At 47.0% G+C, this 13636-nt stretch carries 8 protein-coding genes; 5 read left to right on the top strand and 3 right to left on the bottom strand.

Annotation, left to right across the window (positions count from 1 at the left end):
• Positions 1-94 precede the first annotated feature (94 nt).
• Complete coding sequence (locus NY07_RS12480) at positions 95-664, top strand: SOS response-associated peptidase (protein WP_033539687.1); 570 nt, start codon at positions 95-97, stop codon at positions 662-664.
• Here NY07_RS12480 and NY07_RS12475 read toward each other — a convergent pair.
• Positions 661-1554: a substrate-binding periplasmic protein gene (locus tag NY07_RS12475; protein WP_235363928.1), complete on the bottom strand. Its 894-nt coding sequence runs from the start codon at positions 1552-1554 to the stop codon at positions 661-663. The genes NY07_RS12480 and NY07_RS12475 overlap by 4 nt on opposite strands.
• 194 nt (positions 1555-1748) lie before the next feature.
• On the opposite strand from NY07_RS12475, the gene NY07_RS12470 reads away from it, so the two are divergent.
• The 3 genes from NY07_RS12470 to NY07_RS12460 all read left to right on the top strand — a co-directional run bounded on the left by NY07_RS12470 (position 1749) and on the right by NY07_RS12460 (position 6216).
• On the top strand, positions 1749-2006 hold the full coding sequence (locus NY07_RS12470) for a hypothetical protein (RefSeq protein ID WP_033539686.1): 258 nt from the start codon (positions 1749-1751) through the stop codon (positions 2004-2006).
• A gap of 252 nt (positions 2007-2258) precedes the next feature.
• Positions 2259-3845, top strand: coding sequence for a sensor domain-containing diguanylate cyclase (locus NY07_RS12465; protein ID WP_235363927.1), 1587 nt, complete (start codon positions 2259-2261; stop codon positions 3843-3845).
• Positions 3846-4029: 184 nt separating this feature from the next.
• On the top strand, positions 4030-6216 hold the full coding sequence (locus tag NY07_RS12460; RefSeq protein WP_033539685.1) for an OsmC domain/YcaO domain-containing protein: 2187 nt from the start codon (positions 4030-4032) through the stop codon (positions 6214-6216).
• Positions 6217-6328: 112 nt separating this feature from the next.
• Here the strand turns inward: NY07_RS12460 and NY07_RS12455 are convergent, their stop codons facing one another.
• Positions 6329-11407 carry a S8 family serine peptidase gene (locus NY07_RS12455; protein WP_235363926.1) on the bottom strand — a complete coding sequence of 1693 codons (5079 nt, stop codon included), beginning with the start codon at positions 11405-11407 and terminating at the stop codon, positions 6329-6331.
• An 830-nt stretch (positions 11408-12237) separates the two neighbouring features.
• Positions 12238-12978, bottom strand: coding sequence for a DsbA family protein (locus NY07_RS12450; protein ID WP_235363925.1), 741 nt, complete (start codon positions 12976-12978; stop codon positions 12238-12240).
• Positions 12979-13352: 374 nt separating this feature from the next.
• Here NY07_RS12450 and NY07_RS12445 point away from each other — a divergent pair, with 374 nt between their 5' ends.
• The gene (locus tag NY07_RS12445) at positions 13353-13598 is read left to right on the top strand and encodes a hypothetical protein (protein ID WP_033539751.1); all 246 of its coding nucleotides are present in this window, start codon (positions 13353-13355) and stop codon (positions 13596-13598) included.
• Positions 13599-13636 lie beyond the last annotated feature (38 nt).

Raw genomic sequence — 13636 nt, 5'->3', positions numbered from 1 at the left:
ACTTATCGCTATCTCGCTCTCTACTTGCTTTAGCGTTTGCGCGGCAGCTGAATATGTTAGATTGACGAGTACCCATGGTTAGGAGGCAAGATGAATGTGTGGTCGACTCAATGTGATTAGCGATCCCTTGTGTGACTGGGTGTCGGGTCAGCTGGGGATCAAGTTCCATTGCGAGAGCAACAGTGACCTAAGGCCAAGCCAGAAGGTGGCGACGATTGCATATCAAGATCAAGGGTTACAGCAGGTTGATACCAGTTGGGGGATTAAACCTGATTGGGGCAAACGCCTCTTGATCAACGCTCAGGCTGAGACGGTAAGGCAGAAGCGCACCTTTGCCCAGGCGTTTGCCAGCCATAGGGTGTTGGTGCCCTGTAGCGGTTGGTATGAGTGGCAGCAGGCGGGCGGAACCAAACAGAAATACCTTTTTAAAGGTCGTGATGAACAGCCGCTATTGATGGCGGGTATTCTCTATCCTCAGTTTGATGGTAGCCATGCTCTGGTAACCCTGACCACTAAGCCGATTGCCAGCTGCGCCCCATATCATCATCGTATGCCGTTACTTGTTGAGCCTCAGGCGCTGGGGTATTGGTTTGATACAAGTCGCGATATGCTCGAGGCTTTGCTGCACTCGCCAGAGATCCCGCTTCAGGTCACGCCCTGCTAGCGACTGTAATTGCTGTCGCTTGAGCCACTTGAGTTAAGCGCACCATCAGGTTGTTTGCTGGGATGTAGTTCGCCTGTTGGCTTGGGGGGCATTTCATGGGTCTGGGCTAGGGACACCTGCTGCCATTTCATGATGATCCTGGCTAATTCTCCCTGATGTGATAGATCTGAAATGCTCTGATTAATCGCATTTAACAGCGTTCGGTTATTGACCTTTTTGCTAAACATGAAATGAATTTGATTACTGTCGACCAATAGGTTGAGGGGCGAAAGTACCACTCCTTCAGCGTGCTGTGCCATATAGGGCAGGGCGATGGCATCGCCGATAAGAATGTCACCGCGTTCATAGCTCAGCATTTGAATCGACTGGTGGCTGTTGGGGCTGAGTACCAATAGCCCTTGGCGTGAAAGCTCCTCTTTAGAGCGCAAATAGTCGAGGCCATACCAACCATAGGTGGGCACCAGCAACTTTAATCGCTGAGTGAAAATGTCTTGCCATTTGTCGACGTTAATCTGTGCTGCTCTATCCGCTTTAACGAATAGCCTGACCTCTTCTGTTCGATAACTATCAGAAAAGTAAGCATAAGCTGTTCTGTCTTCTGTAAAACTTGCCCCCATCATCAGGTCTAAGGTACCTGCTTGCAGCATCTGGTGTGCCCGTTTGGCTGGCATCTTGATAAAGGTGAGTTGGCAGCCTAAGTGATTGGCGACCAATGTGAGCATATCGACATCGAGACCAACGGCTTTACCCGAGGTATCGGTCCAAGAGTAGGGAGCCCATTCGTTGAAGCCGACTTTTATCGTCTCTGGGCAGGGTGTGTCTGTTTGTTGCCCGATAGCTAGTGCGGGCATAAGCAAAAATGTGATGAGTAAGAGTATTTTTTTGTTCAAACTACCGCCTGTTGATACGTTTAACCCTAATACTGTGAACTCATAAGTCACGAGCTTTTTATTAATCCTAGCCGTGTCTACACCTCTACGCCAGCCTGTTATACTTTTGTATGATGTGAGTGGGGAGTTTGGTCACTAGGGGCTGAACTGTTGGCTATATTTAGGTGGGTTCAATTATCTCGATGAGAGGGATTATGACGCAAAAGCAAGCACAGACTCCAACGATAGAAGATAAGCTTATTTTGCTGTTAAAAACCTCTATTGTTTTAGGCTTATGCCTAATCGCATTAGGGATCTACCTGCACAACTTCAGTGACACCATGGAAGCTATGGGGGTGACTGGCATTATTATCAGTGCCGTCTGTGTCGCCTTTGGTATGGTGTTATCTTTACCCACCAAGATGTATCTCACCTTTTTGCTGGTTAAACGTGAATCCGAGAAGCAGCAATAAAGGCTTAATAGCGAGAGTGTTCTGCTTCTCAGCTTTTATTAGGTTAAATTAACCATGCAATGCTGCAAAGGCCCAAATAAAACTGTGATCTGAAACTGAAGTCATCTAAGGTCATTCATTGGTTTGTATCTATCCTTAGCTAAACTTGAGGCTAAGAGTCAGTTGCTGGTTTCAGGCTAAAGCTTTGACCATTAGCATGTATGATAAAGCCGAAAAATGGTTCCGTTACTGCGGATGCCGAGTTAAATCTGGATGAGTAAAAAACCTGTCGCTGTTATGGATAAATATGATCCCCAGAGCATGAATCTGACCTACACCAAATATAAAAAGAGCTTGCTCTATTCCCTGCTGCTCCTGCTGTTTCTCGTTGCAGTGCTGGCTATCGTTTATCTGATGTCTAGCAGTAATATCGCCCGTGAGCGAGGCAAGCGTCAGTATGCCGAGCTTGGCAATATGCGGGCTAGCCTGACCGCTGAACTCTCCATTGTCGGTACAGATCTGGCTTATTTTGCCCACAGCGATCTGGCGATTTCTACCCTGGAGCAGGAAGACTCCAATGCCAAAGCTTATTTGACCTCCTTGATGTTTCAGATCGGCAACCTTTATAAGCATTATGACCAGCTTCGTTTGCTAAATAGCATAGGTGATGAGGTGATTCGTATCGAGCAACGCAGGGATGGCGGTTTACAGCTAGCCCCTGAGGCGGCGCTGCAAAATAAGGCGAATCGATATTATTTTAAGAAGGTACTCGAACTGAATCCCCAGAGGATCTATACCTCGCCCTTCGACCTTAATGTTGAGCATGGAGAGATCGAGCAGCCGATAAAACCCACCATACGCTTTGCTACACCCGTGCACTCCAAAGAGGGCAACTTTTTGGGCGCAGGGGTGATCAATTACAACGGCAAAGATCTCCTGCAAATTCTCGAAGCTCTGAACATACATAAGGGAGATAGCGTCTATCTGCTTAATGGGGAGGGTTTCTATCTGAAGGGCGACCAGGCCAACAAGGAGTGGCGTTTTATGTACCCCGAGATGGAGCAGTTACGTTTTGGCGATGAACACCCCAAAGTATGGCGTCAGATGCAAAATGCAGAATTGGGCAAGGTGACGACTGAGGAGGGCGAGTATTATTTTAGTCGTTTTGAATTGTCGCCCAATGAGATGTTTAATCTGGTGAATAAGGAAAGTATTTACTTGCTGATGTTTGTGCCCGATAGCAAGATTCAGGACGCACAGAAAAACCTCAACAACAGTGCGCTGTTTGCCTTCCTACTCGTGTCGCCCATGTTTATTTTCCTGGCTTATAAGCTGGCCGGTTCTCAGGTGGAGCAGCAGCGTTTATTTGCTCAGCTCACCTTCGATGCGCGCCATGATGCTCTAACTGGCCTGTATAACCGTAGCGCCATTTTAGAGTATTTAAGTAAGAGTATCAGTAACATCCGCCGGCGAAAGTCATCCTTGGCGGTGAGCTTTATCGACGTCAACGACCTTAAGAAGACCAATGATCTTTATGGACATGAGGCGGGAGATATGCTGCTTAAGGGGGTGGCTAAGGTGATTAACATGTCGATCCGCGAGAGCGACTTTGCCGCGCGTATCGGCGGCGATGAGTTTTTGATTGTGTTTATCGACTGCGATGGCCCGGCAGCGAATGAGATCATGCAGCGGATCCAGGCGGCCTACAGTGTTGAGGGACAGAGTCAGGCGGGCAGGGAGTGGAACTTGAGCTTTGGCTGCACGCAATTGCTGCATGAGACAGATGATGTCGACAGCATTATTGAGCGAGCAGACAAGCTGATGTATGAACATAAGATGGGGCAAAAAGGTCAGCTCTAGCGCTAACAGAAGGTCAAAGGTGCGGACTATGCCGCGTCGTCCTTGGCATTAATTCGGCTAATTGGCCTATTTAGGTAATTAACCCAAGACTAATGGGTCAAAAACACCGATAATTCACCTCAATTGTCTCTTGTTGAAATAAAGCCTGCTGCGTTAAGACGTGGTGGCGCAGTGGAAGTACCTAATGGAAATCAAAGTTAATTTTCTCGATAACCTCAGACTCGAAGCTAAGTTCGACGATTTTACCGTCACGGCCGATCAGCCCATTCGTTACAAGGGTGATGGCAGCGCGCCGAGTCCCTTCGATTACTTCCTGGCATCTTCAGCCCTGTGCGCGGCCTATTTCGTCAAGGTTTACTGTAAGGCCCGTGACATTCCCACGGATAATATTCGTCTGTCTCAAAATAATATTGTCGACCCAGAGGATCGCTATAACCAGATCTTCCAGATCCAGGTAGAGCTGCCCGACGATATCTCGGACAAAGATCGCGAAGGGATCTTGCGCTCTATCGATCGTTGTACGGTCAAAAAAGTGGTGCAAACTGGGCCTGAGTTTAAAATCGAGACGGTCGAAAACTTAGACGCCGATGCCAATGCCATGTTGATGGGCCAGCCAGGTGGCGACACTAGTACCTATATCTTAGGTAAAGACCTGCCACTGGAGCAGACCATCGCCAATATGACCGGCCTGTTAGCCGATCTGGGGATGAAGATAGAGATCTCCTCTTGGCGCAACATAGTGCCTAACGTCTGGTCGCTGCATATTCGTGATGCGGCTTCGCCCATGTGTTTCACCAATGGTAAGGGTGCAACTAAAGAGAGCGCCCTGTGTTCGGCGCTGGGCGAGTTTATCGAGCGTCTAAACTGTAACTTCTTCTATAACGACCAGTTCTTCGGCCTGGATGTGGCTAACAGCGAGTTTGTCCATTATCCCAACGAGAAGTGGTTCGCCCTGACTGACGATGATTCACTGCCTGAAGGCATGCTGGATGACTACAGTCTGGCCATCTATAACCCAGATGGTGAGCTATGTGGCTCGCATCTTATCGATACCAACTCAGGCAATATCGAGCGCGGTATCTGCAGCATTCCTTACAAGCGCCGCTCAGATGGTGAAACGGTTTATTTCCCGTCGAATTTGATTGAGAACCTATTTCTCAGTAACGGTATGAGTGCGGGTAACAACCTGCAAGAGGCCGAGGTGCAGTGTCTGTCTGAGATCTTCGAGCGCGCCGTGAAGCGCCAGATCATCGAAGAGGAGATAGTGCTGCCCGACGTACCTATGGCTGTGCTGGAGAAGTACCCAAGCATACTAGCCGGTATCAAGGGACTGGAGGAGCAGGGCTTCCCCGTGGTGGTTAAAGACGCTTCTCTTGGCGGTCAGTTCCCCGTGATGTGTGTGACGCTGATGAACCCTAAAACGGGCGGCGTATTCGCCTCTTTTGGCGCACACCCGACTTTCGAAGTGGCGCTGGAACGCAGCCTGACAGAGCTATTGCAAGGCCGTAGCTTCGAGGGACTCAACGATGTGCCTAAGCCGACCTTTAATAGCATGGCGGTGAGCGAACCTGAAAACTTTGTCGAGCACTTTATCGACTCCACCGGGGTGATCTCCTGGCGCTTCTTCAGCAGCAAGTCTGACTTTGAGTTCTGCGAGTGGGACTTCTCGGGCACTAACGAAGAGGAAGCCAAGGGGCTGTTCGGTATCTTAGAGAGCCTGGGCAAAGAGGTCTATGTGGCCGAGTTTGAAGAGCTTGGCGCGTCTGCTTGTCGCATCCTGGTGCCTGACTACTCAGAGGTTTATCCGGTCGATGACCTCATTTGGGACAACACCAATAAGGCGCTGGATTACCGCGAAGATATCCTCAACCTGCATAGGCTGAGCGATGATGAACTGGCTGATCTGGTTAACCGCCTTGAAGAGAGCCAGCTGGATAACTATACCGATATCCGCACCATGATAGGCATAGTCTTCGATGAAAACACCGTTTGGGGGCAGTTAACCATTATCGAGCTGAAGATCCTCATCTATCTGGCCTTGGGCGCCCATGACGAAGCCCTGGAGCTGGTGGAAGACTTCCTGCAGTTTAACGATAACACGGTTGAGCGTGGTCTCTTCTATCAGGCGATGAGCGCGGTACTCGAGGTCACCTTAGATGAAGAGCTGGAGCTTGAGCACTTTATCCATAACTTTACCCGTATGTTTGGTGAAGAGGTGATGGCTCAGGTAGTGGGTTCCGTCAACGGCGAAGTGCGCTTCTCAGGCCTTACCGAGACCAGTATGGCGCTCGAAGGTATTGAGCCGCATCTGCGCCTTATCGAGAGTTACAAGAAGCTGCATCAGGCGCGTAAGGCGAAAGCAGGACTATAATTTCTGTTTGATGGGCTTGTGTGAGTAAAGAGAGATAAAAAAATCGGAAACCAATGGGTTTCCGATTTTGTTTGATACTAAGTGCTCTTGAACTTGCTAAAGAGACTTAATATTACTTTTGACGACGGCCTAGACCTGCTAAACCCAATAGCATCAAGGTGAACCAACCTAGGCTACCACCAGAGCTCGATGTGCTGCTATCACCTGCATCAACCCTAACGGTAATGCTGGCGACAGACTCTAACTCACCGTCACTTACCGTGACGTTAAAGTTATGCTCACCCACACTTAGCCCAGTTACGCTAGCGATTGCTTGATCAGCATTGCTAATTTCACCCGGACCTTCCCAGCGATAAGTGAGCTGATCGCCATCATAGTCAGTGCTAAGTGACGCATCTAAGGTAATGACATCACCCTCTTTTGCCTGCACCGAATCTGTTGTGACTTTCGCTTCAGGTGTATCGTTGGTTCCCATCACGGTTAAAGTGAAACTGGTTGAAACACTGTCACTCACATATTCGTTATCTTGAACTGTCACTGTGACAAGGGTTTCGCCACTAAAGTTTTGCTTAGGCTGTAGTGAGAAGCTGTTACCTTCCACTGTCGCTTCAACATTGTCGCCACTGACGATAATAGTGTTGTTCACTTTATTGGCGTCGACGTATACCACTTCAATACCTTCGATAATACCGTCTTCTTCAACCGTTAAATCAGGCATCTCGGCAAGCTTGATGTTGCTTGGTACTTCGATGGCGCCCACAGTGGTTTTCATTGAGTCGCCTTCAATGGTGTAATCCATTGAAACATCCAGTGTTTGACCAACAGCTTGTGGTTGAACAACGGCTTTCATACTCAATTGAATGGCACTGGCTTCAGGTCCCATGTAATCAAAACAGATCACTAGGTCATCAGACAGTTTTTCATCTAAGTCATCGAAACCAATCATGCTGTATAGATAGCCATCTTTAGGGCCAGCATTTTTTGAGAATGTACTGTCAAAGCCTTCAATGAATACAGCACCTTTTGCCAAGTTTGCACCTAAGTTGTCGTAGGCAAACATGATTTCATATCGCTGTGGATTGAAATTGATGCTTGGACTCATGATGACTTGATAGTCATATTGATCGCCCGTGGTCTTGTCTGTGACGTTATCGAACTCAAGGAATAGCATATCACCAATATCTGGACGTTCGCTGTTGTATTGAGCTGCGATGGTTAGACCCCAAGGATCTTCAGGGTTTCTGCGGTGATTCATTTCGAAATCGCCACGCCAGAAAGGTGCTATAGACTCGTATAAGAATCCAGGACCTCGGTGCATACGCATTGCCCAATAGGCGGTATTAAACTGCATAGCGCCCACAGGGTGCATTCTTAAGAACCCAGCGTTATCTTGGTTATAGAGTTTGAGCTGTTCACTCTCCATGCCCCAGAATAACCACCACATTGGGATATCGTAATAGTCTCGATTGCTTCCCACATACCAATCATGCACGGGTTGTAAACCAAACTCACGCAGATCGATATAACCACCCGTTGAGTATTCATCGATCAGTGGTGTTTTACACTGCTGATCGCTCAGGCTATTGGTGACGACATATTCTCTTTGAATATTACGTGTAGAGGCCTGAGTTCCTTTTAAGCTTAGGCCTTGCTCATCGATGGTAATGGCATCCATCACTTCCTGGTTACTGGATATTAAGGTACTAGGTACCAGACGCATGCCTTCAGGAACATTCAAATTGAAATCATAAGTGCGATCATTTGACTCCATATTTGGCAGCACATCGACAGTGATGTCGATAACATCCATCACACGGGCTTTAGTTTGACTGACATCAAAGCTAACCAGGTCGCTACCACGGGTTAATTTAACCGAGGTAAACCCAAGAGTCCCTTCTTCGCCAGGCATATTGCCCATGTCGAAACCGCCATAGTAGACGTCGCCTTCCATTGCATCAGGAATATCCCAATTTAGGCTAATCTCATAGTTACCAATACCATCATGAGCTGCAGGACCCGTTAGGGTGAGGTTATTGTTATCGCTTTGCTCGGCAAGCATGGCATAACCGGTCGTCACTTCATGGCGTTTATTGTTACCGCCAATATTGGTGACGGCTAGCCAATAGGTGCCTGGCGTTGGATCAATAATGTTGCAGTAGTTGTGTATTGACTCTGAAGAGGACTGACACACAAGTTCACTAAAGTATTCCATTTGAAGCGCTTGGTGATTTTCATCTTGCTCTTCTTGTGACGGAATGAAAGTGCCATTGTTATTAGCATCAAGACCTAAGGTTAGCATTGGATGCGAATGGATATAACGTGGGTTAAGCTCATCTTCTGGATTGATTTCTTCAGATGAGAGTACTTCCACGATTAAGCGCTTAGTGCCTTCCGGAACCGTGATCTGCTGGATGCTCCAACCTCTATCAATATAATCTTGATCGAAGAAAGGTCTTACTTCATCTAGCTCTACGGTCGAGGTCGTTGGCTGAACTAAGCCATACATTCTAGGAGTAAACTGGCTGTAATTATCAGTGTTGACCGTGAAGGTCTCTGAACCCGTATTACGGTTGATGGTAAGCTTCTTCTCATAGGGGAGTTCAGTCGGCTTTGAGAAGCTAACGACAGGCATGTGTAGCTCAGGTGAGTTATTGCTCGTCTCAGTTAAAATCACTGTGCCATTGTATGGCATATAGTCATTCGACATTTCCCATGGGCTTTCTGGTTCATTCGGCTCTATCGCATTAGAGACACGACCTGGGACCTTCATCGTCACTAAAATTGAACGAGACTCGCCTTTTTTCAAGGTAAACTCACTCGGAGAGACAGTGAGTGAAGCACCATCACCTTTTGTGGTGGTTGATACGACCCAAGAACCATCTTTGGTTGCTGTGACAGTGCGCATCCAGGTGCACTCACTTTCACACTGACTATCAACCATCGAAGGTAGGTTTAACCAATTCGCGATACCGCCATTGTTTGGATTGGCATCTAAATAGTTATCTATGGTTTCATCCATGATTAAGCCAGTTTCTGCCGCTTTAGCGACATCGATGGCGCCCGCACCGGCCATAAAGTGATATGGCAAAGATGCTGGCTCAGCACCGCTGTATGGCTGATATTTGACTTCGTTGGCAGTCAACATCAGTGCAGATTGAATTTCAGCGGGGGTCCAATCAGGATGTAGCTGTGTCAATAGCGTCATGGCACCAGCAACATGTGGTGATGCCATAGAGGTACCGCTCATCATGGTCCAATCGCTAGAACGAGGAGCGTTAGTAAATGGCTGATCATCCGCGTTTGCGGCATAGATATTAACGCCTGGCGCCGTTAAGTCAGGCACTAGATTGTCAATATAACGACTCGGTCCCATAGAGCTGAAGAGTGCCAGCAGGTTACCGTTTTCAGGCGTTAGATCGTAATCATTACTGTGGGTCGTGATGGTTGCTTTTGCCGTTCCTTCACTACTGTATTTAATCCAGTTTTTGATTTTGTAACGGTCACTCGCAGCGACATTGATACCGGGAATCACAAACTTATCGGCTACCAATCTGTCGCCGTAGCTCATGTTCTGTAACACGATACCGCCCGCACCGCCGGCTTGAACATTGACGGCTTTGTCCACACGCGCAATATCGCCTCGCTCACACACCACGATTTGATCGCTGGTGAAAGTTCCCGCAGGGAAAGGTACGTTACAGCTAGCTGCTGTGTATCCATCGTTCAGATCGGGATCCGGATAGTTTTCAGCTAGTACAAAAGTACCTGAGAGTTCACTGGTAAACCCTTTACCTGAAATGTCACTCGATGGAATGCGATAGCTTGGGGCATCACCTTCAAAGCCCGTAATTGTTGTGTTGCCTGCGTTTAGCGTTCTATCATGGGTTGAAGCACCCACAGTGGTGACCCAAGGAGAGGTGTGGTCGGCAGAGTAGAAACTTGGACCAGAGTTACCTGCGGCCGCTGCTACAGAGATCCCAGCCTCACGAGCAGCTAAGAAAGCTAGCTCCATCGGATCTTCCCAAGGAAAGCTTTCACCGCCACCAATGGAGAAGTTGATGACATCAACACCGTCTTTAATCGCATCTTCAAAAGCCGCTAAAATAGCTTCTTCAGGACAGCCTGCATAAGCATCTCCACCGCTACCTGGGTAACACACCTGGTATGAAACGATGTGATCGCGGGGAGCAACGCCTGAGGTTGATTCAAAAGTGAAAGGCAGATCGACACCGTCACTCACGGCTTCGCCGTTACTGGCTTGCAGTGGAATATTGGTTAAGCTGTTACCCGCTGCTGTGCTTGCGGTATGCGAGCCATGGCCATTATAGTCTTCCCCATTTTCTGGGCGAATTTGCTTAGTTTGCCATGAGTATTCTTGAAACTCAGGGGCGTCGTAGACCTTAGTGATCGTATTGTATGAGTAAACCCCAATCAGTTTATCGTTACACAGTGTGCTGTCTTGCACACAATCACCTAGGAAATTACCTGCGCCTAGTGGGTTATTCGCGGCAAAATCATCATCTGATGCAAAAGCAGGATGGTCTGTATTGATACCGGTATCGATAATACCGACCACCATGCCTTCACCCTTAACACTAAGACCCGCGTTGGTATTGCCTTGCCAGAGTTCTTTGGCACCGATGAATTCAGGCCCGCGATCGGTTTTTAAATCAAATATGCGGCTTGGGGTGATCTTCTTCACTCCAGCCGTTTGTGCAAGCAAGGCCGCATCACGTTGCGTCATCCGAACAGCCATCGCATTGTTGGCCAGGGTGTATTGGCTGAGTAGATTTAAGTTAGCGCCTTTACCTTGAGCTTTTGATAATACACTTTGTTGTTTTTGTTTTAGTAAGCTTTGGTAGCTTTTTACCGAGCGACTATTGATGTCAATGCTTGAGCGAGCCTGGATTGAGGCTGACGCTGTTACCGCGGTAGCGGCATAACCTTTGATATCACCTTTGTATGTTGCCACAGGATCATCATGTAATTGCACAATGAACACATGCTCACCTTTAATGGAGTCATCAAAGGTAAATACATTTTTATTGGTTTGACTGTGTCGATTGACTTGTCCTGGTTTGCCAGCAAAGACTTCGCCATTTTCATGGGCCTTTCGTTGTTGGTTAAACTCTATGACTTCCTCTGACGTGAAGGTGGGAGTATAGAAGCCGCCTTTGCTTGTTTTTTCCATACCAATATCGGCGAGGGCATATCCTGCTGATCCAATGGATATTGCCCCTAAAACCGCCAATGAGGCTTTTTTAAGTTTAAATTGTTTTTCCATGTTCAATTTAATTAATCCCTATAGAAAGTATTGATTGCAATGTGTGCTTTATGTGCGTGTTAAACCCGCAGTCAGATACAAACTATTAACATCCTTGTAAAGATTCAACTGTCACCAATAAAGCTTGTTTTTTTATACAAGGCTATTGTGTGATGTCTATTTTTAAGGGTTCCTTAGTGTTTAATATTGGTTTTTTTATCTCACTTAATGTTGGTACTGTAAAATGTTACAGGTTTAGTTGAATCAATTTATTTGGCCTGACGGGTTATTGGTGTGAGTATTTCTTTTCAAAATGATGAGGGAGATGCTGTTTTATTTGGTGACTTGCTGCAAACCCTTGTGTGGCGCGGTTGTTGCGGGGAACAGTATGACAAAGCAATGATATTCTATTTTTTCGTGACACTTTGTATCTGTATCAGTGTTGATACATTTGTTATATCTGAAAAAGGGGAGATTAGGAGGGTGAAATTAGCGTGTTTGATTTAAAGGAAGTGATTAGGTTAGTTGAAATGATATTTATTTGACGACCAAGATTTATAGATGGTTTGTTGTGAAGCGGGGTGATTAAATAAAAAAATTATAATCGAATTGATGTGATTAGTGAGTGTGACTGATAAAGCGAATCGTTAATGCCCATGGCTTCCCCGTATATTCTGATTATTTCGCATATTTTTTAGAGCATCATTGAATGAGCTTAGATAGACAGTCATTGAGGCTTTGCAAATACTCGGTTCTTTCTAATTTGTATTGGCCTGTTTTATCTGCTCAATACAGGTGCCGGCATTTTGGTAGTCAATGGGGATTGGCGTGATGCCTGTAGCGGTTTGCACAAACAGGGAAGGAAAACTATTGCCACCGATTGAGCGTGCAAATTGGATTTCAGCTAATAGGGCTTCTTGTGTCGTGTCATGCTGCAAGTCTGTGCTGAATTTAGTCTTATCTAATCCAAGAGTGTCGGCTAAATCGATTAACACAGGGTTGTCACTAGGATTACGTGCCTGTAGGTAATAGGCCTTTTGTATGGCATTTAACATCAAGATTTCAGCCTGTTGGGCGCGAGCGGCGAGTATGGCTCGGCAGGCCGGATAGGTTGCGCGTCTTGGTGTGTTGAGCGTCCAAAATTCGTGATTAAATTCAGTGCCCAGCAGGGTTTCTATTTTGTGCCAATAAGCGGCAATTTGCTTTTGCATCGCAATGGGCATTGGCTGGTCGCTATCTGGCGCAAGTCCGCCAAGCAGATACACTATTTCGATGTCACCTGATAGCGCTTGCTCGATTTTCTCCCAGGTTGGTTTGAATCCCCAGCACCAGGAGCACATAGGATCGTAAACATAATACAATTTATTCATATCAGGTGATTTATCTTCCGAAATAAGATGGACACTATCAAGATTCAAAGCCATTGAATTGATAACAGCTTTGCTGCGAATATGCGAGCTAAGCTTATTGTTAATGTGGGCGCAATACTCGCGTGCCACTATGATAGTCAGTATATGATAGTCGGGAATGATGGTCGGGAATGTTAGCCGAGAATGACAGCCGGGAATAATAGTCGGTTTTCGCTATAGGGATGAACAGTCCGCCGCTGCTCATCGATTCGAATCGACATTCTTCTTACCTAGGCTAACACTGTCTCTAACATATTCTTTTATTGAGTTTTTTCTCATGCAGCCCCAGACAGAGTCTGCTTTACTCTAACTGAGGGCACGTGAGTGGCTTTTTCGGCTAGGCTGCGTGGGGATAAACCCTGGGACATTCGCGGCTCCTGGGTTCACATCCAGGCTGAGTCGGGGTAGAGTACGCGGCATTAAGTAGAGCCTGTTTGCAGGCGGATAAGATGAGAAGCAAAGTCATGAGTGATGATAAGACTGTAATCGATAACCTGGACGATTTAGCCAGCTTTCTGTTGGCGGTGGAGAATGGTGGTTTGGGACTGGAAGGCGTAGAAGGTGTTGGCATGGCGACGAATAATGCCGATGGCCGTCATTTTGTGGCCATATTCGATAAGAACCACAAACTCTTGCATGCCCGCTGGATCACAGATGAAGTGTTTGAGCAGGGTAAAGAGATGGTGCGTAAAGGCGTCTCACGTCACTAAGATGTTGGTATAAAAAATTAAGCCCGCGGCATGACACC

The sequence above is a fragment of the Shewanella sp. ECSMB14101 genome, from assembly GCF_000773485.1.
Taxonomy (GTDB): Bacteria; Pseudomonadota; Gammaproteobacteria; order Enterobacterales; family Shewanellaceae; genus Shewanella; species Shewanella marisflavi.
This window is presented reverse-complemented; position numbering and strand designations above follow the sequence as displayed.